A 21,075-nucleotide genomic window follows, 5' to 3' on the forward strand; every position below is an offset into this window, starting at 1 on the left:
CAGCGCGTTGCTGTTATCGTATCACATGGAAATTCGCCCGAACGGGCTTTGGCGTTCAATTACGCCTTTGTCATTTCTCTGTCAACCAGCCGCAATCAAAACGGTTTGATGATCACCAATATAACAATGACAGCAGCGGTTATCCCCGGCACTTCGTTGACCAATCGCAGGCCTTTGTCGGTCATTGTCCGCTCGCCCTTAGCGAGTTTCTTTACATAGCCGATCATCCAGCCATGATAGCCGGTTAGCAACAACACCACGAGTAGCTTGGCGTGAAACCAGCCCTGGCTGAACGCGCCAATATTATAGGCCAGTATCAATCCGAGCAGCCATACGATGATCAAGGAAGGATTGAGAATGATCTTGCGAAGCTTGCCCTCGCGCTCGATCCATTTTCCATCTTCTTCGGAACCTACCGCACATTCCTGATGATAGACAAAGAAACGCGGCATCATGAACAGCCCGGCCATCCAGAATATAACGAAGATGATATGGGCCGATTTCAGCCAGAGATAGAGCATGGCGATTATTTCATTCATTGCCGTATGAGTGTAAGCAGCTTTTCGACATGTTCAATGGGAGTATCGGGCAAAATTCCATGCCCGAGATTGAAAATATGCGGACGGTCGCCGAAAATATCAAGAATATGGCGCGCAGATTTTTCCAGTGCTTCTCCGCCCGCAATCAAGGCAAGCGGATCAAGATTTCCTTGCAACGGCAATTCAGCGGGCAGATTTTTATGAGCCCAAACAGGATCTACTGTTTCATCCAAACCAATGGCGTCAGCACCCGTTTCATTCGCATAAGCGACCAATTTTGCTCCAGCCCCCTTTGGAAAGCCAATGATCGGGAGGTCCGGATGCACTGCTTTTATCCGGGAAATAATTTCCGCATTGGGCGCAACCACCCATTTTTCAAACTGGGCCGGCGATAGCGATCCAGCCCAGCTATCGAAAAGTTGAATGGCATCCACGCCGGCCTCGATCTGACCCAGCAAATAGATCACTGTGTTTTCAACAATCGCGGCGATCAATTCGGAAAATGCTGCTTCATCCTGATAGGCAAAGCGACGGGTGGCTGCCTGATCCTTGCTGCCCTGCCCGTTGACCATATAAGTCGCGATCGTCCAGGGACTGCCTGCAAAGCCCATGAAGGTTGTTTTATCGTCAAGCTGCGAAGCGACCGTACGAACCGTTGCGTATATAGCTTCAAAATGCTCAGGAGCCGCCTCTAGAGACGCCAAAGACGCATCCAGTAGCTTCGGCGCCAACCGGGGTCCTTCCCCTGCTACAAACCACAAATCCTGGCCCATCGCATGGGGAACGATCAAAATATCGGAAAACAAGATCGCGCCATCAAAAGCAAAACGCTTGATGGGTTGTAATGTGACTTCGGCAGCCGAATCTGCATCATAGCAAAGCTCAAGAAATCCGCCTTTTTTCGCACGCAATTCCCGATATTCCGGTAAATAGCGTCCTGCTTGGCGCATTAACCAGACAGGCGTTTGATCGGTTTTATTGCCGAGCAATGTCTGGAGCAAAATTTTCTGTGAATCATTTCCGTTCGACATAGAAAGACGGTCATCCATTATATTATATAAGTATTTAATATAGATTGTTGTTGATGATAGAGCGTGGAAAAGGCAGGTAACCTGCCAGCACCGCAATTACAAACAGATTGACAGTCTGCCGTTAACGAAAATTTAACCGATTCCCAAATTTGATGCCCGCTATCCACAGTCTGTGGATGGAATCTATCAATGTTGGTTCGCTGTGGATGGATTTGCGGGAATCGGGGAAGAAAATTGCAGTATTGGTTATCCCCATTTTCATCCCTTGCTTTATCCCCCGTGAAATCACAAAGCTTAGGGTATGAACCGGCTTCATCTTCATATGCTCTCGGATTCGACCGGGGAAACCTTGGAAAACATCGCGAAGGCGGCTCTTGCCCAGTTTGACGGTGTCGAGATTATCAAGCATTTCTGGCCTATGGTCCGGTCTGAAAAGCATCTCAACCGGATTTTGGCCGAAGTAGCAGATAATCCTGGTCTGGTGATTTTTACGATCGTGAATCGCGATATCAGAGCGAAGCTGGAACGTGAATGCAGGCATTTGGGCCTACCTTCAGTGCCCGCGCTGGATACAGTGACCGATGCGTTGTCCAATATGCTGGGACAAGAAGCCAAAGCGCGTCCAGGGCGTCAGCATATATTGGATGCTGCTTATTTTGCCCGGGTTGAGGCTATTCAGTTCACCATTGCGCATGATGACGGCGTTGGTTCGGAAAATTGGGAAGAAGCGGATATTGTGCTTGCGGGTGTGTCAAGAACCTCGAAAACACCAACCTCCATCTATTTGGCCAATCGCGGGTATAAAACCGCCAATATTCCGATCGTGCCGGAATCGCCGCCACCAGATTCGCTATACCATCTGAAAAACCCGCTGGTGGTGGGTTTGATCACAGGTGCATCCCGGCTGGTGCAGGTGCGCCGAAATCGGCTTTTGTCGCTGAACCAGGCGCCGGAAACAGATTATGTCAACGAAGAGAAGGTCAAAGCGGAAACCCAATATGCTCGCCGTATGTTCGCTGATAATGGCTGGCCAATGATTGACGTAACGCGGCGTTCGATTGAAGAATCAGCTGCTGCTATCATCAACCTTTATAACGATCGCCATGTCGGCACCGATGAAGATCAAAAGGTTGTTGAAGGTGAATGATGTAAGTTTGATACTGGCCTCAAAAAGCAAGGCCCGGTTAGCTATGCTGACCGCTGCAGGTGTGACGGTTGAAGCAATGGCCCCCAATGTTGACGAAGATTCTCTCAAAGAAGGCCTGAAAAGCGAAGGCGTAACCGCCCGCAATCTTGCCGATGCGTTGGCTGAAGCAAAAGCAGTCCGGCTGTCACAGCGGATCGGAGCGGGCATGATATTGGGCGGTGATCAGGTTCTGGCGCTCGCAGATGGCTCGATGCTCGACAAACCGGTCGACCGTGCCGAAGCGATGGCGCATCTGAAATTGCTGTCTGGTAAAAAGCACAAGCTGTTCAGCGCCGCGGTGATTGCCGAACAAGGGAGATCTGTTTGGCGGCATGTGGATATTGCGACGCTTTCGGTCCGGCAGCTGAGCGATTCCTTTATCGAGCATTATGTCGATTCGGAATGGGACAGGATCCAATATTGTGTCGGTTGCTATGAGATTGAGGGCCGGGGTTCACAGCTTTTTTCTGACATTTCTGGCAGCCAATTCACGATCATGGGGCTGCCGCTATTGCATTTGCTGGACTATCTTCGCATCCGGGGTATTTTGCCGACATGACCACAAACACTTCCTATGCCGAAGTAATCGGAGATCCGATTGCCCAAAGCAAATCCCCGCTCATCCACAAATTCTGGCTCGAAAAACTGGCAATCGAAGCGGACTATCGGGCTTATCATGTCACGCCTGCCGACTTGCCGGATTATATAGCGCAGAGGCTTGCTGACCCGGACTGGCGCGGCTGCAATGTCACGCTTCCGCACAAGATAGATATTATGGATCTGGTAGCGGATCCAGGTGGTGTGCGTGAGAAGATCGGCGCCATGAACACGATCGTGCGACAAGCCGACGGCAGTTTGATGGGCACCAACACCGATGCAGCCGGTTTTCTGGCACCCATAGCCGATACAGACTGGTCGAAAAAACATGCAGTGGTGATTGGCGCCGGCGGAGCCGCACGCGCGGTATTGTTCGCGCTGAAACAGGCCGGAATAGGCGAGATAACCATTGTCGCGCGCAACGGATTGAAAGCGACCGGTCTGCTCATGCAGGCGTCAGCGAAAGGCGGGGTTCTGCCGATGGATGCCCGTTTGCCGGAAGCCGATCTGCTGATCAATGCAAGCCCGCTCGGCATGACCGGCAAAGCACCGCTGGAAATAGACCTCGCGCCTTTGCCTGCAGATGCCCTGGTATATGATCTCGTCTATGCTCCTTTGAAGACGGACCTCTTGCGGGCTGCCAAACAACGGGATTTGGCGGTGGTCGATGGTCTAGACATGTTGATTGGGCAGGCGGCACTGGCCTTTGAACTGTTTTTTGGTGCAACTCCGCCCATGGAACATGATGATCAACTCAGAAAATTGTTGATCGCGTGACACAGCGGGGCAGGCCTTTCATTATCGGTTTGACGGGTTCGATCGGCATGGGGAAATCCACGGTTGCCCAGATGTTCGTCGATGAAGACGTTCCGATGTTTGATGCTGACGCCGCGGTTCACGAGCTACAGGGACCCGGTGGCGCTCTGGTCGATGCGATTGAAGCCCTGTTTCCGGGAAGCACGAACAGCGATGGTGTCGACCGGCAGAAGCTTGGCGCAGCAGTTCTCGGTGATCCGGATGCTTTGCAGCAGCTTGAAAGGCTGATTCATCCCGCTGTCGGGGATATGCGTTTGGCATTTTTGGAACAGAATCATGACCAGCCTTTGATCTTGTTTGATATTCCGCTGCTTTTTGAGAAGGGCGGAGCCGAGAGCGTTGACCATATTGTGGTGGTCTCGGCTGGCGAGCAAGACCAACGGACTCGGGTTCTCGCAAGACCCGGCATGACAGAGACGCGGTTTGAACAGATAAAAGCACTGCAAATGCCGGATGCGGAAAAACGGCAACGGGCCGATTCTGTGATTGATACATCCCTGTCCTTGTCGGAAACACGCCAACAGGTGCAAAAACTTGTCCAAAAACTGAAAGCTTCCCTTGCGTAACCTAATGTTCGGTCCGATATTGGGCTTATGCGAGAGATAATTTTCGACACCGAAACCACCGGCTTTGATCCTCAAAAGGGTGACCGGATGGTAGAAATCGGCTGTATTGAAATGATTGACCGGGTGGAAACCGGACAGACGTTCCATTGCTATTATAACCCAGAGCGGGCGATGCCTAAGGCGGCAGAGAATGTGCACGGCCTTTCCGACGTATTTTTGTCCGACAAAAAACTGTTCGCGGCTGGCGCGGAAGAGCTTTTGGCATTTTTGGACGACTCAAATCTCGTTGCGCACAATGCTCAGTTCGATTTCAATTTTCTCAATGCCGAATTGGTCTTGTGCGGTTATCAGCCGATTTCCCGGTTTCGCATGATCGATACTTTGGCAATCGCCAAATCCAAACACCCCGGCGCTAAACTGTCGCTTGATGCATTATGTTCACGCTATGGCATCGATCGTAGCCACCGGGTCAAACATGGTGCGCTGCTTGATGCCGAATTGCTGACTCAACTGTATATCGAGTTGACCGGCGGTCGCCAGATCGGCCTTGGCCTCGCCGAAAAATCAAAGGGACAAGATTCCCAAGACAGCGCGCGATCGACATCACAGCAAACAGAACGCAAACAGTTTATGGCGCCGCGCGAGCATCATCCCAGTGCCGAAGAACTGGTGCGGCACAAGGCTTTTATGGAGGGAATTGAAAACCCTCTTTGGACTGAAATTTAAGCGCACCACCATTTGCGTCAAGGTGCAGAAAAAGGAGAATATTCATGGAAATTCGTGTTTCGGGACATCAGGTTGATACTGGCGATGCATTGCAAACCCATGCCGAGGATCGGATGAACGCGATCGCCAGCAAATATTTTGCCAAGGCCATTTCAAGCAATGTCACCTTCAGCAAAGCACCTCATGCGCATTTCAAATGCGATATCGCGACTCACGTGATGCAAGGCCTGATGCTGAAAGCGGACGCGGAAGCGGGCGATGCCCACCAGGCTTTTGAACAAGCCGCTGGCAAGATCGAAAAGCAATTGCGCCGCTATATGCGGCGTCTGAATGACCACCATGTTCAGGCGCAATATGCAGCGAAACAAGAAGAAGCAGCCTATCGGGTTTTTGAATCGGTAGAAGAGGAAGAAGAGAGTGAAATGCACGGCGAAGCACCGCCGATCATTGCTGAGACCAGCACCGATATTCCAGAAGCCAGCGTTTCAAATGCCGTTATGATGATGGATTTGCGCAATACCAGTGCATTATTGTTCAAAAACTCTGGCACTGGCGCCCATAATATGGTTTATCGCCGCTCCGACGGCACAATCGGTTGGGTTGAGCCGCATAATTGATAGAGACGCTTCGCTGAAAATAGGCGAATGACCAGCGTGTCTAATGGCTGGTGCAACGCGCATCGATGTCCGAATTCTGGGAAATTTGCCAAAGCGGCTGAGTGTTGCCCGGACAAAGGGAATGAATCATGACGATATTGTCTGTTCGATTGGAACTTGCTGCTGTCCGGGATTATCCCGTTGACGGCGGCAAAGACGATATTTTGCGAATGATCGGCCGCATTGGTCAGGAATGCTATGGCCTGGATGCGGATGAGGTTCAGGCGGGGCTTGTCTCTCGTGAGGCACTCGGATCGACCGGATTTGGACGCGCGATTGCAATTCCACATACAAAACTGGCCAATCTCGATCATTGTGTCGGCATTTTTCTGCGACTCTCCCATCCATTGGATTTCAATGCGCACGACGGCAAGCCAGTGGATCTGGTTTTTGCACTATTATCCCCTGAAAAAGGAGGAGTCGAACATCTCAAGGCTCTGGCTTCTATTTCGCGCTTCTTGCGGGACGACCATATGGTGGCCAAACTCCGTGGAGCAGCGGGTCATGATTCGCTCTATGCTCTGTTGAGCAAGCAGCGTGAGCAGCGGGCTGCCTGAATTTTGGATATGACAGAAAAACCATCACGAGACGCGACAACAGATGGTGCGCAGGAGCATTTCCGTGCTTTGGAACGACTCTATGTTGAGGCTCCGATCAATCAGCTTTTCAATTCTCGTCTGGAAATTGCAGAAGCCGGCATAGCGCGCATATTTTTCGATGTTGATGAGCGATATTATCACGCTGCCGGGGCGGTACATGGCACCGCTTATTTCAAGATGCTGGACGATGCGGCTTTCTACGCGGCCAATAGCCTGGTTTCCGACCGTTTCATCCTCACGACCGCCTTCAACCTGCTGTTTACAAAGCCTGTAAAATCCGGCCCGGTGATTGCAGAAGGTCGATGGGTCAGCGGCAAACGGCGGGTTTTTGTCGCGGATTCGCGACTGATTGATAGCGATGGTGAAGAAATTGCACGGGGAACCGGCACATTCATGCGTTCGCATATCCCGCTGGCTTCGCTGCCTGGGTATAAAAAGGATGATTGAACCGCGACTTTCTGCGGAAATGAAGGTTCAGTCCCTTTTGCGGTTGGTTAGCCAAAATGGCGGATTTGGAGCCGTTCTAAAAAAAGGCGACCGGATATCCGGAGCAATCCTTATCCAATGTATAGAAAAGGGCGCAAACCCTAAGCTCTTAGAGAATATGCCGTCCTTTGACGGACTGCCAAATTGGCAACAAATATGGCCTCAAGACACTGAAAACAATAAAGAATTATCCGAATATATCGCTCAAAGATTCCGCTTTGATCCCGATATGTGGCTAATTGAACTGGACATCCCGGATGCGGAACGGCTCATCGTCCAAATGGGTCAGTAAACTTGACTTTATGGCCAATATCCATATTTGGCGCTCAACTTTGATGCGCAGGTTGCCGCTAGAGATGTCAGGGATGACAATCGGTAAACACGCAGACGGGGAGAACAGAAATAGACCGTTGGCTGGTTTTGGCTCTATTTTTGGTGGTTTTGATGAAGACGTCACAATCGCTCTGGTCTCACCGCATAAAAATATAGGTATATGAGCAAAACTTTTCGAGCTGCTAGCGCCTTGTCGCTAGCCCTTACTACGGCTGCGGCATTGGCCGTCACCGATGTGTCCTTCGCGTTGGAAGCAACCGATGAGACACCAGAGTCGGAGATTATTATCGATCCGGCGCTTTTGGCAGATGAAGAACCGAATGAATCTGTTGTTTTTGCTGATCAACAAGAAGTTGTCGCTGAAATCCCTGAAGATGTGGTGAAATCAGACAAGATTGCCAATGATCAGGCCAAACAAAGTTCAGCAAAAAATGTCGGCTTTGTGAATGACGGGGCCAGTTCTCTGAAGCAACTCGTGCGCCAGCAAGCTGTAAACGGCTCTTTAAATGCTGAAATGCAATGTCTTGCCGGAACCGTCTATTTTGAATCCAAAAGCGAATCGTTGAGAGGCCAGTTGGCTGTTGCTCGCGTGGTGCTGGCGCGGGTTGCATCTTCCCGCTTTCCAAATTCTATTTGCGGCGTGGTTTATCAGCGTCGGCAATTCTCATTCATCCGTGGCGGCAAAATGCCGCGTATCGACACCGGGCATCGGCAGTGGCGCAACGCGGTCGCGATTGCCAAAATTGCTATGAATGATGGCTGGAAAAGCCCTGTTGAAGGTGCCTTGTTCTTTCATGCACGCTATGTTTCTCCAGGCTGGCGCCTCAAACGCATGGCCACGATAGATAATCATATTTTCTATCGATAGAGCCTCGTGCAAGCTTGATTTAGTGAAGGCTCCCACATGGGGGCCTTTATTTTGTTCTTTTTATGTTCTAGCCATCAATCATGACAAAGATTGATGATTCTCTTGGCTTGCTGACGACTCCCGGTGAGTTGACCGGCGCTCAGGCTGTCGCTCGTGGTGTGGCCCGTATGTTTCTGCGACACGATATCATGGTGTTGCCCGAGGTTAGTTTGCGCAACCGGCGTCGCGCAGACCTGATGGGCATTGATGCCAAAGGGCAAATTGTCATTGTCGAGATTAAGGTCGCGCGGAGCGATTTGCTGGGCGATGCCAAATGGACTGAATATCTCGACTATTGTGACCGCTTTTACTGGGCCTTGCCGATGGGCTTTGATGCCTCGCCGGTAGACGGGGCAGATTTCCTGCCAGAACGCACCGGTTTGATCATAGCAGACGCCTATGATGCGGAAATGGTCCGGCCGGCTGCGACCCATGCGCTTGCCCCGGCAAGGCGCAAGACAGAAACCATGCGGCTGGCCCGACGCGCCATGAAGCGTGCAGCCATCTCGGACGGGTGGATCAGCCCGTCTTCAGGGCTACAAGACTTTGAGAATTAGCCTTCGGGGCCAAAGAAACGACCTTCTGTTTTTGGCTCTTTATTGGCGTCTGATTTTTCAATTTCCGCCAATATGGAAGCGGCGCGACGATCCCGTGCGGCATAATCTCTTGCCGATAATCCCGCGAGTGTGTCGGTCCGATCAGGGTTAGCGCCGGCCTTGAGAAACAGACGCACCAGTTCCGCGTCGCGAAGCTGGACCGCGCGAATAAGAGCCGTTTCGCCTTGCTTGTTCTGGTAATCCACCTTTGTCTGTTCGCGCCCTTTTCCCGGGGCTAGCAGGGTTTTGATTCCCTCCACAAAGCGAAGCTGTGTGGCGAGCATAAGCGGCGTTAGTCCTTCTTTGTCGGCAATATTGGGATTGGCGCCTTTTTGGAGCAGAAACGCCAGCCAGGTCTTGTCTCGCCGCGCAACAACGATGTGCAATCCAGTCTGGCCGGACGAAATGTCGCGCGTGTTGACGATTACCGTTCCTGGTCTGCTGAGAAATTTGGTCGCTTCATCGCCATCGCGGTCTTTCACCGCTTTCAAAAAGTTATAACTATCCGAAAATTGGGCCGCCGCTGGAGAGGATATCGATACGGCTGCGGTCGCAATCAAAGCAAAATGAAGCAAAATGAAGAGCTTGCCAGACCAGGGCGCGCTTGAAGAATTTTTACTAAACATGTTTTGGCCCCATTTCTTTCACCGGTAGATCTTCGTACAGATCCGCTGCAATTGCTGTCTATCAATTATCTGTTGAAATTGATCAAGTAGCAGACCATGTCTGGCCCGGTAATGAACAATATAGCAAATTTCACAAAAATGATCCTGGGGGCAGGACTACTTGCCCTCATGGCTGCTTGCAACCCGGCACCGGATGGAGGTCTTTCGGCCAATGCGGAACCACCGCTTGCCGGGGCGAAAATCGGTGGGACGTTTACCCTCACCAATCAGGATGGGGGAAAAACTTCGGACGAGGAGTTTAAAGGGCAATATCGCATCGTCTATTTTGGTTACAGCTATTGTCCCGATGTATGTCCGATTGACCTCGCCAATCTAATGTTGGGGTTGAAACAGGCTGAAAAAGTCGATCCGGCGCTGACCAAGAAAGTCCAACCGATTTTCATATCGGTCGACCCGGAACGCGATACGCCAGCTGTCTTGAAGCAATATGTTTCTGCTTTCCACCCTCGGTTGATCGGTCTGACTGGCAGCGCCGAAGAGATCGCGTCCGTCGCCAAAAAATATCTGATCATTTATGATATCCGGAACGATGAAGGATCAACCGAATATCTCGTGGATCATAGCCGTCAGGCCTATCTATTCGGTCCAGATGGAGAGCCATTGGCGCTGCTGCCGTTCGACGGCACACCGCAGGATGTTGCCAACGAAATTGCCCGATGGGTAAATTAGTTTCCGAAACGCCCTTCTGGGAATTGCCGCTCGAATCGCTGGACCGGGCCCAGTGGGAAGCTCTCTGCGACGGGTGCGGCAAATGCTGTTTGCTGAAAGCAGAAGATGAGGATGACGGTCAGATCTATATGACCAACATTGCCTGTAAATTGCTCGATCTCAAGGACGCGCAATGTAGCGATTATCGCCACCGGAAATTTCACGTCCCGGATTGTGTGCGGTTGACGCGGAGCAAGCTGGAAGAATTTGAATGGCTGCCCGACAGTTGCGCCTATAAAATGCGCGCCCGCGATCTGCCGTTGCCGGAGTGGCACTATCTGGTCTCTGGTGACCGGGAATCCATCCATGCCGCCGGCCAGTCCATTCGCGGGAAGGTCATTCCCGAATCAAAAGCCGGGCCGCTCGAAAATCACATTATCGATGCGCCCCTTTAGGTCGACAAGATCCACACGGCCAGAGCCATTGGCGATTAGCCTTGATGGCATAAGCTATCCGCTTGAATTGCGACGATCGAAACAAGCCCGGTCTATCATTGTATCACCGGACACGGTGAAAGGTGTGGTTCGCCTGACGTTGCCCACTTATGCTTCCGAACAGCAGGCCCTGCGGTTTGCCCGGTCAAAGTCCGATTGGCTCAACGCTCGCTTTGCCGAAGCCCTCCCGCCAGTACCGATTATCGATGGCGGCCAGATTGCCTTTCTGGGTGAACCGCAGCGCATTCGCTGGTCTCCGGAATTCTCCCGAACCCCTGAACTTGCCGAAGGAGAAATCCGATTGGGTGGCCCCCAAGAATTGGTGGAATCCCGGATCCTGCGCTGGCTGAAAGCCCAAGCGCGGACGATTTTTGCAGAAGATTTGCAATTTTACTGCGACCGGGCCGGTTCTGATCTGCCCCGGCTGGCGGTTGGCGACGCACGACGACGCTGGGGAAGCTGTTCCGGACACCAGTCTATTCGATTGAGTTGGCGTCTGGTCATGGCACCCTCCCATGTGCGCCGGTCGGTGGTGGCGCATGAAGTGGCGCATCTTACCCATATGGATCATAGTCACAGATTCTACGCTCTGCTCGATCAGATTTATGAATCAGATCGCCGGACAGCCGATCGTTGGCTCAAGGACCATGGTCGGGGTCTGCATATGGTTGGAGCGGAACGACAATCTCAAGCGGCCGGGTGATGCGCCGCTATTGCGATTCCGCCCGAACGGCTTCGGGAAGCAGCGATTCGGGCTGACCTTCGGGCGCTTGTGGACTGGGCCTTGGTGCCGGAGCCGCTTCGGGCCTTTGCGGCGACGGGTCGGCACCACGGCCGAGCACGGAATCGATCCAATCTTGATCAAGCTGCGGGCCATCGGCAGCCTCGCCATCCTCTAGATCATATTCGATCCCGCCGCCGGTTTCGATCGGCATGCCATTTTCGTCCACATAGATACCGTCTTCCGGTGCACCGTAAAGTTCTTCTTCGTCAGGCTCCAACTGCCATTCCGGCAAGATCAGTTCGGTATCGAATTTCTCAACCTTGCGTTTGGCCACAGCAATTTTCATGAATTGCGCGAAAGCGGCAGCCGGTGCCCGGCCTCCCTGCAGGCCACGCACGGGTTTTGCATCGTCGCGGCCCATCCAGACCCCTGTGGTCAGGCCACTGGAGAAACCTAGGAACCAGCCATCTTTGTTGCTGCTCGTGGTGCCGGTCTTGCCGGCAACGGGACGACCGATCTGTGCCGCCCGTCCGGTGCCGGTATTGACCGCCGTCTGCATAAGGTCGGCTATGCCAGCGGCCACCCATGGATCGACGAGCACGCGGCTGCCGTCAAACTTGCTCTGATAGAGGATATCGCCCTTCATGGTTTGCACTTTGGTGATGCCAAATGGTGTTATGGCGACACCCTTTGCGCTGATGGATGCGAACGCGCGGGTCATGTCGAGCACCCGCACGTCCGAGGTGCCGAGTACCATCGAAGGGTTGGTGTTGATTGACGTAGTGATGCCAAAACGTCGCGCCATATTTGCGATGGTTGAGGTACCAATATCATTGCCAATGGCCGCTGCCACCGTATTTTTGGAAAATGCGAAAGCCGTGCGGACATTAATATCTCCGGCATAGCGATCGCCGCTGTTGCGGGGGGTCCAATTGCCGATGGTGATCGGTTCGTCGGTCACTGTGTCATTGGGCGTATAGCCAGCCTCTAGCGCGGCCATATAGACAAAGACTTTCCAGGCGGAACCGGGTTGCCGAACGGCCTGCGTTGCCCTGTTATAATTGGATGTCACATAATCCGTGCCACCGACCATAGCGCGAACGGCGCCATCGCGATCGATCGCGACAAGCGCGCCCTGGGCGCCGGCGGGCACGCGGGACTGGATGGCGGTTGTGGCAGCGCGCTGCATATCCAGATCGAGCGTCGTCCAAACCTCTATCGGTTCAACCGCTTCATCGATCAGCAGATCCAATTGTGGCAAAGCCCAGTCGGTAAAATAGCGCACGCTATTCTGTCGTGGTTCGGGTGCAAGCTTGACCGATGCCGGGCTGGTTTCCGCCGCCTCTGCTGCGCTGATCGCTCCGGCGTCTTGCATCACTTCCAGAACCACGCCGGCGCGGCCGATGGCCGCCTTGGCGTCCGCAGTGGGTGAATAGCGGGACGGCGCCTTGACCAGTCCAGCGATAATCGCGGCTTCGGCCAGGCCGAGCTCGCGCGCGCTATGGGCGAAGAACCGCCGGGAAGCAGCATCAATGCCATAAGCGCCGCCGCCATAATAAACCTTGTTTAGATAAAGCTCGAGAATCTGTTCTTTGGAGAATTTCCGCTCCATCGCCAGGGCGAGCAGAATCTCGCGACCTTTTCTGCCAAAGGTGCGGTTGTTGTTGAGAAACACATTCCGCGCCAACTGCTGGGTGATTGTTGAGCCGCCCTGTGCCCAATAGCCTCGCTGCATCCTGACTTGAACCGATCGTGCGATGCCAATGGGGTCGACTCCCGGATGGTTTTCATAGCGCCGGTCCTCTACAGCGATCATCGCCGCTTTCATGACCTCCGGTATATCGTCAAATTGCAGCCATTCACCGTAGCTTGGCCCCATCGAAAACAGCTCTTTGCCATTTACGTCCAGCACCCGGATCATTTGCCCGTTGGGAGAGGATTTGAGATCCTCGAAGCCGGGAAGAGAGGAGCGGATCACCAACACGGCAACGACCAAAGCTATTGTGGCCAGAAGACCCGCCACAAATCCCGTTTTGACGAGACGCCAAAGCCATTTGCGCACCGGCCCCTGTTTCTTTTTACGTTTTTTGCCCCGCGCCATACCAATTCACTCATGTTCCGCTATATTTTAGATTTTCTAGCGTGTTTGTGCCTTACTGCAGGCTGAACAGGGAAGCACCAGACAAATCAATCTGCCTTGGGTTCGAAGGCCATAGCGGCGCTGTTCATGCAATAGCGAAGGCCGGTCTCTGTTGGTCCATCGGGAAAAACATGTCCGAGGTGGCCGTCGCAAGTCGAGCAACGGATTTCGACTCTGCGCATCCCGAGGCTGTTGTCGACCAGCTCGGTGACCGCTTCCGGATTGGCTGGAGTGGAAAAGCTTGGCCAACCACAGCCGCTGTCGAATTTGCTGTCGGATTCAAACAATTTGCTATCGCAACCGGCGCAGAAAAATTCGCCGTCCCGATATTCGGTATTCAGCGCTCCGGTGAACGGGCGCTCGGTGCCCGCTTCGCGCAGCACGTGATATTGTTCCGGCGAAAGCTGTTGCCGCCACTCTTCATCGCTCAATGTTGTTTTGTCCATTTCTCATAAATGGCCGTTCAATGGCAGTCGGTCAAGGGAAGTGGTGAAGACTGTCACTCTGGATTTGCTGCACTCTTAACCAGATATTTAGCCTATTCGGGCAGATTTGACGATTATGAAGTTGGTCGTGAAATCCATGCTGATCGGGGCAAGTATGATTGCATTTCTGGCATTTTTGCCAGAAGAATCGCGCGCGCAATGCCGTTTGTGCGCGGCCAGTTCTGATTCCGAAACGGTCGCCAAAGCAGCGTCCGGAAAACCGGAGATTCCGCTGCAGATCGAAATCACCGCCAACCTGGATTTCTCCCGCATGGCGCTGCATGGCAATGGCGGCGGTGTGATCAGCATAGATCCGGTGTCCGGTGCTAAGCAAATCCGCGGCAACATTACCAATCTTGGCGGCATGGCGCTGCATGGTGAAGGCCGGTTGCGGGGCGAGCCGGGCCGCAATGTGCGGGTGTCTCTACCCGAACGCATTTTGCTCAGCGCACCCAATGGGTCGATCGCCGAACTCGAAAAATTGGAAACCGATCTTCCCGCCCTGGCGACACTGGATAGCACGGGACGGCTGACCTTCGCCTTTGGCGGTCAATTGCGGGTAAAGGGCGATACCAGTGGACAGTTTCGCGGCCGGATTGCAATCACCGCGGACTATGAGTGATCTAACGGCCGCTGGCCGCTTTCCGCGCAATAAGAAGCAGCTCGTCCTCGAGCAGCACATGATCTGGTTTGCCGCTGCTCTTCATCCTAATCTCCAGCTGTAATATCCGTTCGATCAGCCTAGCGAGATGCGTAGACCGCCAGATCCGTAACTGCCGCTTATAATGTTTCTGATCCTTGAAAAAAATACTGGGATGTCCGGCAACGGAGTCAATGTTGCCACCCTTGTCTACCTTAGCGCGCAATTCCGCGAGCTTTGTCAGTTGGCGCAGCATGATCCGGATAAGACCAATCTCGTTCAAGCCTTGCGCACGGGAAGCCGCTAGTTCCTGTGCCAATCGGGCCGCATCACCGTTGAGAGCGGCATTGATGAGCAGGCTGATGTCTTCTTCGTCATTCTCGGCGCCGAGCAAGAGCAGAATATCATCTTCCGGCGCTTGCGGATTTTCTTGGGTTGCATCGAGATAAAGCGCGATCTTCTCGACTTCCATGCGCGCCAGCACCAGATCATTGCTTGTCAACGCGGCGATTTCTTGGGCCATCTCCCGGCTCAGCCGAAGGCCCTCTGTCTTGGCCATTGAAAGAATCATTGCCGCTGCTTGCTCGGGCGTGGTTTCGTAACAGGTGGCGATCAATGCATCCGGCGCGCTTGTGATGGTTTTTGCCAAAGCGGTTTTATCGCCCATGCCGGGCGCGATGACGAACACAGGATCGCCGCCAGTTTCGCTCGCCAGCAAATTCTCGATGGCTGCTGCCGCTCTGACGGCTTCGCCGCTGTTCAGACGCAAAACGATGAACCTTTTGTCCCCGAACAGAGAGGCCGAATTGGCTTCATCGTTCAGCCGGGCGGCACTGTCGCTTATATCGGAGATGGTCATATCGACCCGCTCGGCAGATTGGGACAGTGGCTTAACCATCTCTTCGACCAAGGCCTGACAACGGGTGACATTGGGACCGCATAGCAGGACTAATTTACAGGTATCGGCAGCGGCCTGAAAGCGTTTGACAATGTCTTCCGGCTTCGCCTTCATGATTCCGGTGACGCGTTGGCCTCGGTCCGGGCGAACAAAGACAGCCGGGTCACAATTTGATTGGCAACACGGACTGACAGATTTTCGAGCGCCGTATCTTCTGCTGCAATCGTCGCATATTCTGAAGAGACCACGTCGATACCGGCGTCTGACCCAGCCGTGGCGTCGAGCATGACGACTGAATCGGATAAACGCACCAACTGATATCGGGCGCGTAATGTTCTGCGCTCTCGCGTGATCCGGTCATCGCCCCGGACACCAAATCCCGCAATCTTGTCTTCCAACGCAACAATCAGGCGGTATTTTGCTTGTTGTCCCTCAAAGGCCTCAAGCTGATCTTTAAGCGCGTTGCGCGTGAGCCATCCCGCTTTGCCCGCGATCGGTTCAATCTCGATATTGCCGAGTTGCTGGGCGACAACGCCGTTGGTTCCACCCGCATAAAGCGGTCGCAAACTGCAACCAGCCAGCAAGGCCGACAATGCCACCAATATGGTGATCCGGGCAATCATATCTCTCATATTACGATATTGACCAGTCGATCGGGCACGACAATCACCTTCTTTATATCCGCTCCATCCAGACTACGCTGCACTTTCTCGGATGCGAGAGCAAGCTCTTCGAGATGTTCTTTGCTGCTACCCTTTGCAGCGGTCAATGTATCACGAAGCTTACCGCGGACCTGAACCGCGATGGTCACTTCATCCTCGACCAGGAGACTCTCGTCTACTTCTGGCCACGGCGCGTTGGCGATCAAATCGCTTTCGCCAAACAACGCCCATGCTTCTTCGGCAATATGGGGAACCATCGGCGCAACGATCCGGGCAAGGGCCTTGATTGCCAGCGTCCGGTCTGCAGAGGGTTGGGATTTCTCGATCAGATTGACCAGTTCGAATATCTTCGCCACCGCTTTGTTGAACGACAGGGCTTCCACATCTTCGGCGACGCCAGCGACAGTTTGATGAAGCTTGCGGCGGAGCGCTATGTCCTCGCCAGAAGGTGTATCACCATTATCCGTCACGCTGATGAACATGCGCCAAAGTCGATTCATGAAGCGCCAGCTGCCTTCGATGCCGGCCTCCGACCAAGGCAGGTCGCGTTCGGGCGGACTGTCGGAAAGCATGAAGAAGCGCACCGCATCGGCACCATATTGTTCGATGATCGGATCGGGGTCGACGACATTTTTCTTCGACTTCGACATTTTTTCAATGCGGCCGGTGGTGACCGGCGACCCGTCGGAAATCACGGCCCAGTCTGCGCCGTTTTTCTCGACCTCCTCGGGCGAAAGCCAGCTGCCGTCGCCATGTTTATAGGTCTCGTGTGTCACCATGCCCTGGGTGAACAGACTCTCGAACGGTTCTGCAAAATCCAGCTTGCCGATGCTTGCCAAAGCGCGCGTCCAAAAACGGGCATAGAGCAGATGCAGGATTGCATGTTCGACGCCGCCGATATATTGCGTGACCGGCAGCCATTGTTTGACCACGTCCGGATCAAAGGGCCGGTCGTCCGGCTGGCTGGCAAAGCGCAGGAAATACCAGCTGCTGTCGACAAATGTATCGAGCGTGTCGGTCTCGCGCCGCGCCGCCTTGCCGCATTTGGGGCAGTCGACATGTTTCCAGGTCGCGTGCCGTTCCAGTGGATTGCCGGGCGTTTCAAAATCAATATCTTCGGGCAACACGACCGGCAATTGGTCTTTGGGTACGGGCACCGGACCGCAGTCATCGCAATGGATGATCGGAATCGGTGTGCCCCAATAGCGCTGGCGCGAAACGCCCCAGTCGCGCAGCCGCCAGGTGGTCTGGGCCTTGCCCCAGCCTTCGGCCTGCGCGCGGTCGATTACATTTTGTTGCGCCGCTTCGACCGTCATGCCGTCGAGAAACGCGCTGTTCACGATTTTTCCGGGACCGGTATAGGCTTCCTTGCCTGCGAAATCTGCGTTTGTTTCCTCACCATCGGAAACCACGCGTTTGACCGGCAGGTCATATTTGCGGGCGAAGTCGAGATCGCGCTGGTCATGGGCGGGTACGCCAAAGACCGCGCCGGTGCCATAATCCATCAACACGAAATTGGCGACATAGACGGGCAATTGCCAATCTGGATCAAGCGGATGGGTGACGGTCAGGCCGGTATCAAAGCCCTTTTTCTCCATGGTCTCAAGTTCGGCGGCAGTGGTGCCGCCCGCTTTGCATTCTTCGGCAAAGGCCGCGAGCGTAGCGTTTTGGCTAGCCAGTGCCTGAGTCAGCGGATGGTCGGCCGACAATGCGACAAAGCTCGCGCCGAAAATCGTATCCGGGCGGGTCGAGAAAACCTCGACGCTCGCAATATCGCCTTGCGCTTCCGCGAGGTCGAAATGAAATTGCAGACCCTGCGATTTTCCGATCCAGTTTTCCTGCATCAGACGCACTTTTTCCGGCCAGCCTTTAAGCTCACCGAGACCCGCGAGCAAATCCTCGGCAAAATCTGTGATTTTCAAAAACCATTGGCTGAGCTTGCGTTTTTCTACCGGAGCGCCGGAACGCCAGCCTTTGCCATCGATCACTTGTTCATTGGCGAGCACGGTCATGTCGACCGGATCCCAGTTGACTGCCGATTCCTTGCGATAGACTAAGTCACCTTCGAACAGGTCGATGAACAGCGCTTGTTCCTGACCATAATAATCCGGTTCGCAGGTTGCCAGTTCCCGGCTCCAGTCAAAGGCAAAGCCGAGCGTTTTCAACTGGCTGCGCATCGATGCGATATTGGCTCTTGTCCACTCTCCGGGATGGACCTTCTTTTCCATCGCGGCATTTTCCGCTGGCATGCCGAAGGCATCCCAGCCCATGGGGTGCAGCACTTCGTAGCCTTGCATGCGTCTAAACCGGGCCAAGACGTCGCCCATGGTATAGTTGCGGACATGGCCCATGTGGATGCGGCCCGAGGGATAAGGAAACATCTCGAGCACGTAGCTGCGCGGCTTGCTGCTCGCATCATCTGCCTCGAAAGTGCCGGCTGATGCCCAGCGCTCTTGCCAGCGTTTGTCAGCCGCCAGTGGATTGAATCGCTGATCGGTCATTGCGGCCCTATGCTATGGAAGAAATATTAGTTGGTGATCGCACCGCGCCGCAAGTCGCGGGCCTTGGTGAGGATGATCTGCTCCAGCTTCTGCGTGGTTGCGGCCTTGACCGGTGCGTCCACCCAATTGCCATTGCGGGCAACCTGGCGTGACGCAGCAACGCGCAAAGCGTCAGCGCGCAAATCCTGATCGAGGATCGAGACATTGATTTTCATCCGCTCGCTTGGATTTTGGGGGTTCACATACCAGTCGGTCAGAATAACGCCGCCATTGCTGTCGGTCTGGGTCAACGGCATGAAGGCCAGCGCATCAAGCGAAGCACGCCACAAATAGCTGTTCACACCGATGGTCGTGACCTGTGACGCAGCCATGTCGGCCTGGGGCCGTTCCTTGCCACCGCAGGCAGAAAGCAAGGACAAGGCCAGCAGGCTAGCGGTTGCAGGTCGCAAGAAGAGAGAAGTTTTGAGGCGGGACATGAAGCGCTCCTGGTTGCATTTTGTGCCGATACGAAATCTTTTTTGCAGGATTTGTTCCGGACATGAATATATTTCAGCGCTCTCTATAAATGCTTTGCCGCAGGGGGCAAGCACAAGAGCATGTTTCGCTCTTGTCCCGTGCGGACTGAACGCCAGTTGAATGACCAAAAATCATGTTTCGTTCATCTTTCTGCTGCTAGGCAGTGACAAATGTCCGGACAAAAGCGTAACCGAACTGCAACAGAAAGCGGTTAGTTTGGGAAAATCGGACAAAAACAATATGTTGACTCGTGCTGATGAACATATTTTGTTATATCGATTGCACATCAAGGGGATTCTAGGTTCGTCATGAGGAAAAAGGGCAGTCATATCGGTTGGTTAGCGACGGGATTCGCTATATCCGGTCTTGCTATGACTCCGGCTCTGGCGCGCGTACTTTCCAGCGATGACGGGATGGTATCTCTGAAAACGCTCGGATCTGTCGGTTCTTTTACCGTGGCCGGTGCCGATCCTGACCTTGCGGCCAAATTCAAACTAAAGACTTTACGCGGCAACGCGAGTTTCAAGTTTACGCCTTCCGGCAGCACGCGCGGCGGAGACCGTTCGGTCACTGTTGTGGTACGACAGAAGTCCGAAGCTGGCGCCGTTTCTATTCGTGAAAACATCCTCGCGGCATCGCCCGGTTCGGGCGTGACAACCGCAGCGAAAATCGCACCGGTTTCCTATAGCCTCGGTTCTGCCAAAGGCTTGAAGAGCTTTGCTATTCCGGTCAAGAAATTGGGCAGCAACCTGCCAGACCTTTCGGAAATCGGCGCAGCAAGACTGTCCACCGAGTCAAACACTGGCAAGAAGAGCCGTTTCAACACCCGCATGTCGATCGATGCAACGGCCCCGATCGACGCTTCGCCGCGCGCATTGGACGCCAGCCAGAAAGATTATACGCTTGATGTTGGCGGCAGCTACTCGCTGACGCGCAACTTGGATGTGACCGCCGGTGTGCGGATCAACAACGAGCGCGACCGGATGGCGCCATTGACCGACAATCGCCAGGATAGCCAAGCGGTCTATGTCGGAACCCAGTTCCGCTTCTAAACATTTCCATTCGAAAAAGCATCAATCGCGGCCCAGCCGTGGGACCGCTGGTTTCTGCGCGCGCGATAGCGGCGAGGGTTCATTCCCCCGAGATATATAACTGCCCCATTACATAAGGTCGCCAAGCGCTGGACCTGCACGGCGTTCATCGGCCGCTGGCCAGGATGGGATTGGGTGGCAAATATCGGCGATAGAAAGAAAATATGCGCGCCATTGCGGTTGGCCTGGTGGATTTCCCGAGCATTGTGAACCGGTGCGCTGTTTAAAAGGCCTGCCGCTTTGGCCCGAGCCGTATCGCGACCATGGACCCCATCGGCACGCCAGCGTCTCGCAAGCGCCAGCGATCCGGCCAATAGCAATCTATGCCCCTGACGGCGCGCCAGGCTTCGTACAAATTCAAATCGTGCGCGCCGAGCGTCCTCGGGCAAGTGATAATGCCGAAAGATGATTCCGCTGCCCCGCGGAAGACGCAGGATGGCTTGCCGTAGAAAAGCATCATTCCGTTCGTCGGTGAACAACCATATCCGGGGCAGCGTTGAATCTGTCGGGCACGGAAGGTCGGCGCAGGGCTGGTCTCGCAACATAAGCAGG

The 21,075-nt window shown here is 53.9% G+C and carries 25 protein-coding genes; 15 read left to right on the forward strand and 10 right to left on the reverse strand.

All coding sequences use genetic code 11. The features are described 5' to 3' along the window. Positions 1–95: 95 nt before the first annotated feature. Positions 96–539 (reverse strand): CopD family protein, encoded by a 444-nt coding sequence (locus ABJV08_RS02865; protein WP_348038733.1) that lies wholly within the window; start codon positions 537–539, stop codon positions 96–98. Continuing rightward, complete coding sequence (gene hemE, locus ABJV08_RS02870; RefSeq protein ID WP_348038731.1) at positions 536–1,570, reverse strand: uroporphyrinogen decarboxylase; 1,035 nt, start codon at positions 1,568–1,570, stop codon at positions 536–538. The genes ABJV08_RS02865 and hemE overlap by 4 nt, the downstream gene beginning before the upstream one ends. Positions 1,571–1,871: 301 nt before the next feature. Here hemE and ABJV08_RS02875 point away from each other — a divergent pair, with 301 nt between their 5' ends. The 10 genes from ABJV08_RS02875 (at position 1,872) to ABJV08_RS02920 (ending at position 8,999) form a co-directional block, all read left to right on the forward strand. Continuing rightward, positions 1,872–2,717, forward strand: a complete 846-nt coding sequence (locus ABJV08_RS02875) for a pyruvate, water dikinase regulatory protein (RefSeq protein WP_348038729.1) — start codon at positions 1,872–1,874, stop codon at positions 2,715–2,717. Beyond that, positions 2,686–3,315: a nucleoside triphosphate pyrophosphatase gene (locus ABJV08_RS02880; RefSeq protein WP_348038727.1), complete on the forward strand. Its 630-nt coding sequence runs from the start codon at positions 2,686–2,688 to the stop codon at positions 3,313–3,315. Before ABJV08_RS02875 ends, ABJV08_RS02880 begins: the two co-directional genes overlap by 32 nt. After that, a complete protein-coding gene (aroE, locus tag ABJV08_RS02885) occupies positions 3,312–4,130 on the forward strand; it encodes a shikimate dehydrogenase (RefSeq protein ID WP_348038725.1) in 819 nt (272 codons plus the stop codon). The genes ABJV08_RS02880 and aroE overlap by 4 nt, the downstream gene beginning before the upstream one ends. Beyond that, positions 4,127–4,735: a dephospho-CoA kinase gene (coaE, locus tag ABJV08_RS02890; RefSeq protein ID WP_348038723.1), complete on the forward strand. Its 609-nt coding sequence runs from the start codon at positions 4,127–4,129 to the stop codon at positions 4,733–4,735. The genes aroE and coaE overlap by 4 nt, the downstream gene beginning before the upstream one ends. A 27-nt stretch (positions 4,736–4,762) precedes the next feature. Then, entirely contained in the window at positions 4,763–5,461 is a 699-nt protein-coding gene (gene dnaQ, locus ABJV08_RS02895) for a DNA polymerase III subunit epsilon (RefSeq protein WP_348038721.1), read from the forward strand. A gap of 44 nt (positions 5,462–5,505) precedes the next feature. Beyond that, positions 5,506–6,078: a ribosome-associated translation inhibitor RaiA gene (raiA, locus tag ABJV08_RS02900; RefSeq protein WP_348038719.1), complete on the forward strand. Its 573-nt coding sequence runs from the start codon at positions 5,506–5,508 to the stop codon at positions 6,076–6,078. A 128-nt stretch (positions 6,079–6,206) separates the two neighbouring features. After that, positions 6,207–6,674 (forward strand): PTS sugar transporter subunit IIA, encoded by a 468-nt coding sequence (locus tag ABJV08_RS02905; RefSeq protein WP_348038717.1) that lies wholly within the window; start codon positions 6,207–6,209, stop codon positions 6,672–6,674. Between the two features lie 9 nt (positions 6,675–6,683). Then, positions 6,684–7,163 (forward strand): PaaI family thioesterase, encoded by a 480-nt coding sequence (locus ABJV08_RS02910; protein ID WP_348038715.1) that lies wholly within the window; start codon positions 6,684–6,686, stop codon positions 7,161–7,163. Between the two features lie 532 nt (positions 7,164–7,695). Beyond that, positions 7,696–8,403: a cell wall hydrolase gene (locus tag ABJV08_RS02915; RefSeq protein WP_348038713.1), complete on the forward strand. Its 708-nt coding sequence runs from the start codon at positions 7,696–7,698 to the stop codon at positions 8,401–8,403. 80 nt (positions 8,404–8,483) lie between these two features. After that, positions 8,484–8,999 carry an MmcB family DNA repair protein gene (locus ABJV08_RS02920; RefSeq protein WP_348038712.1) on the forward strand — a complete coding sequence of 172 codons (516 nt, stop codon included), beginning with the start codon at positions 8,484–8,486 and terminating at the stop codon, positions 8,997–8,999. Here the strand turns inward: ABJV08_RS02920 and ABJV08_RS02925 are convergent. After that, positions 8,996–9,664 carry an ankyrin repeat domain-containing protein gene (locus ABJV08_RS02925; RefSeq protein WP_348038711.1) on the reverse strand — a complete coding sequence of 223 codons (669 nt, stop codon included), beginning with the start codon at positions 9,662–9,664 and terminating at the stop codon, positions 8,996–8,998. The two genes, ABJV08_RS02920 and ABJV08_RS02925, sit on opposite strands and share 4 nt — an antisense overlap. Before the next feature lie 111 nt (positions 9,665–9,775). On the opposite strand from ABJV08_RS02925, the gene ABJV08_RS02930 reads away from it, so the two are divergent. Genes ABJV08_RS02930 through ABJV08_RS02940 form a run of 3 tightly spaced genes read left to right on the forward strand, consistent with a single transcriptional unit; the run spans position 9,776 to position 11,569 of the window. Further along, complete coding sequence (locus ABJV08_RS02930; protein ID WP_348038709.1) at positions 9,776–10,393, forward strand: SCO family protein; 618 nt, start codon at positions 9,776–9,778, stop codon at positions 10,391–10,393. Next, entirely contained in the window at positions 10,381–10,827 is a 447-nt protein-coding gene (locus ABJV08_RS02935; protein ID WP_348038707.1) for a YcgN family cysteine cluster protein, read from the forward strand. Before ABJV08_RS02930 ends, ABJV08_RS02935 begins: the two co-directional genes overlap by 13 nt. Then, a complete protein-coding gene (locus ABJV08_RS02940) occupies positions 10,814–11,569 on the forward strand; it encodes a SprT family zinc-dependent metalloprotease (protein WP_348038705.1) in 756 nt (251 codons plus the stop codon). The genes ABJV08_RS02935 and ABJV08_RS02940 overlap by 14 nt, the downstream gene beginning before the upstream one ends. Positions 11,570–11,576: 7 nt before the next feature. Here ABJV08_RS02940 and ABJV08_RS02945 read toward each other — a convergent pair whose 3' ends face one another. After that, positions 11,577–13,691, reverse strand: coding sequence for a PBP1A family penicillin-binding protein (locus ABJV08_RS02945; protein ID WP_348038703.1), 2,115 nt, complete (start codon positions 13,689–13,691; stop codon positions 11,577–11,579). An 86-nt stretch (positions 13,692–13,777) separates the two neighbouring features. Then, positions 13,778–14,176, reverse strand: a complete 399-nt coding sequence (gene msrB / locus ABJV08_RS02950; protein ID WP_348038701.1) for a peptide-methionine (R)-S-oxide reductase MsrB — start codon at positions 14,174–14,176, stop codon at positions 13,778–13,780. 115 nt (positions 14,177–14,291) lie between these two features. Between msrB and ABJV08_RS02955 the strand changes: the two genes are divergently transcribed. Further along, positions 14,292–14,837 (forward strand): DUF4402 domain-containing protein, encoded by a 546-nt coding sequence (locus ABJV08_RS02955; RefSeq protein WP_348038699.1) that lies wholly within the window; start codon positions 14,292–14,294, stop codon positions 14,835–14,837. A gap of 1 nt (position 14,838) precedes the next feature. Here the strand turns inward: ABJV08_RS02955 and holA are convergent, their stop codons facing one another. From holA to ABJV08_RS02975, 4 genes are read right to left on the reverse strand one after another with little or no spacing between them, the layout of a single operon-like run. Next, on the reverse strand, positions 14,839–15,867 hold the full coding sequence (holA, locus tag ABJV08_RS02960) for a DNA polymerase III subunit delta (protein ID WP_348038697.1): 1,029 nt from the start codon (positions 15,865–15,867) through the stop codon (positions 14,839–14,841). Then, entirely contained in the window at positions 15,864–16,385 is a 522-nt protein-coding gene (gene lptE, locus ABJV08_RS02965) for an LPS assembly lipoprotein LptE (protein ID WP_348038695.1), read from the reverse strand. Before lptE ends, holA begins: the two co-directional genes overlap by 4 nt. Continuing rightward, positions 16,382–18,916 carry a leucine--tRNA ligase gene (leuS, locus tag ABJV08_RS02970; protein ID WP_348038693.1) on the reverse strand — a complete coding sequence of 845 codons (2,535 nt, stop codon included), beginning with the start codon at positions 18,914–18,916 and terminating at the stop codon, positions 16,382–16,384. Before leuS ends, lptE begins: the two co-directional genes overlap by 4 nt. A 26-nt stretch (positions 18,917–18,942) precedes the next feature. Next, entirely contained in the window at positions 18,943–19,392 is a 450-nt protein-coding gene (locus tag ABJV08_RS02975) for a DUF3576 domain-containing protein (protein WP_348038691.1), read from the reverse strand. 348 nt (positions 19,393–19,740) lie between these two features. On the opposite strand from ABJV08_RS02975, the gene ABJV08_RS02980 reads away from it, so the two are divergent. Further along, entirely contained in the window at positions 19,741–20,484 is a 744-nt protein-coding gene (locus tag ABJV08_RS02980) for a hypothetical protein (RefSeq protein ID WP_348038689.1), read from the forward strand. Here the strand turns inward: ABJV08_RS02980 and ABJV08_RS02985 are convergent. After that, positions 20,481–21,068: a thiamine phosphate synthase gene (locus tag ABJV08_RS02985; RefSeq protein WP_348038687.1), complete on the reverse strand. Its 588-nt coding sequence runs from the start codon at positions 21,066–21,068 to the stop codon at positions 20,481–20,483. The genes ABJV08_RS02980 and ABJV08_RS02985 overlap by 4 nt on opposite strands. Positions 21,069–21,075: the final 7 nt, after the last annotated feature.

This window comes from Parasphingorhabdus sp. (assembly GCF_039982395.1).
GTDB lineage: Bacteria > Pseudomonadota > Alphaproteobacteria > Sphingomonadales > Sphingomonadaceae > Parasphingorhabdus.

Excerpts from the sequence above, each read along its gene's own strand:
- msrB (WP_348038701.1), bottom strand. The coding sequence starts at position 14,176 with ATGGACAAAACAACATTGAGCGATGAAGAGTGGCGGCAACAGCTTTCG.
- ABJV08_RS02915 (WP_348038713.1), top strand. The coding sequence starts at position 7,696 with ATGAGCAAAACTTTTCGAGCTGCTAGCGCCTTGTCGCTAGCCCTTACT.
- ABJV08_RS02945 (WP_348038703.1), bottom strand. The coding sequence starts at position 13,691 with ATGGCGCGGGGCAAAAAACGTAAAAAGAAACAGGGGCCGGTGCGCAAA.
- ABJV08_RS02925 (WP_348038711.1), bottom strand. The coding sequence starts at position 9,664 with ATGTTTAGTAAAAATTCTTCAAGCGCGCCCTGGTCTGGCAAGCTCTTC.
- dnaQ (WP_348038721.1), top strand. The coding sequence starts at position 4,763 with ATGCGAGAGATAATTTTCGACACCGAAACCACCGGCTTTGATCCTCAA.
- ABJV08_RS02980 (WP_348038689.1), top strand. The coding sequence starts at position 19,741 with ATGAGGAAAAAGGGCAGTCATATCGGTTGGTTAGCGACGGGATTCGCT.
- ABJV08_RS02935 (WP_348038707.1), top strand. The coding sequence starts at position 10,381 with ATGGGTAAATTAGTTTCCGAAACGCCCTTCTGGGAATTGCCGCTCGAA.
- ABJV08_RS02930 (WP_348038709.1), top strand. The coding sequence starts at position 9,776 with ATGAACAATATAGCAAATTTCACAAAAATGATCCTGGGGGCAGGACTA.
- ABJV08_RS02865 (WP_348038733.1), bottom strand. The coding sequence starts at position 539 with ATGAATGAAATAATCGCCATGCTCTATCTCTGGCTGAAATCGGCCCAT.
- leuS (WP_348038693.1), bottom strand. The coding sequence starts at position 18,916 with ATGACCGATCAGCGATTCAATCCACTGGCGGCTGACAAACGCTGGCAA.
- aroE (WP_348038725.1), top strand. The coding sequence starts at position 3,312 with ATGACCACAAACACTTCCTATGCCGAAGTAATCGGAGATCCGATTGCC.
- ABJV08_RS02905 (WP_348038717.1), top strand. The coding sequence starts at position 6,207 with ATGACGATATTGTCTGTTCGATTGGAACTTGCTGCTGTCCGGGATTAT.
- lptE (WP_348038695.1), bottom strand. The coding sequence starts at position 16,385 with ATGAGAGATATGATTGCCCGGATCACCATATTGGTGGCATTGTCGGCC.
- ABJV08_RS02940 (WP_348038705.1), top strand. The coding sequence starts at position 10,814 with ATGCGCCCCTTTAGGTCGACAAGATCCACACGGCCAGAGCCATTGGCG.
- ABJV08_RS02955 (WP_348038699.1), top strand. The coding sequence starts at position 14,292 with ATGAAGTTGGTCGTGAAATCCATGCTGATCGGGGCAAGTATGATTGCA.
- raiA (WP_348038719.1), top strand. The coding sequence starts at position 5,506 with ATGGAAATTCGTGTTTCGGGACATCAGGTTGATACTGGCGATGCATTG.
- hemE (WP_348038731.1), bottom strand. The coding sequence starts at position 1,570 with ATGTCGAACGGAAATGATTCACAGAAAATTTTGCTCCAGACATTGCTC.
- ABJV08_RS02920 (WP_348038712.1), top strand. The coding sequence starts at position 8,484 with ATGACAAAGATTGATGATTCTCTTGGCTTGCTGACGACTCCCGGTGAG.
- holA (WP_348038697.1), bottom strand. The coding sequence starts at position 15,867 with ATGAAGGCGAAGCCGGAAGACATTGTCAAACGCTTTCAGGCCGCTGCC.
- ABJV08_RS02910 (WP_348038715.1), top strand. The coding sequence starts at position 6,684 with ATGACAGAAAAACCATCACGAGACGCGACAACAGATGGTGCGCAGGAG.
- ABJV08_RS02975 (WP_348038691.1), bottom strand. The coding sequence starts at position 19,392 with ATGTCCCGCCTCAAAACTTCTCTCTTCTTGCGACCTGCAACCGCTAGC.
- ABJV08_RS02985 (WP_348038687.1), bottom strand. The coding sequence starts at position 21,068 with ATGTTGCGAGACCAGCCCTGCGCCGACCTTCCGTGCCCGACAGATTCA.
- ABJV08_RS02875 (WP_348038729.1), top strand. The coding sequence starts at position 1,872 with ATGAACCGGCTTCATCTTCATATGCTCTCGGATTCGACCGGGGAAACC.
- ABJV08_RS02880 (WP_348038727.1), top strand. The coding sequence starts at position 2,686 with ATGAAGATCAAAAGGTTGTTGAAGGTGAATGATGTAAGTTTGATACTG.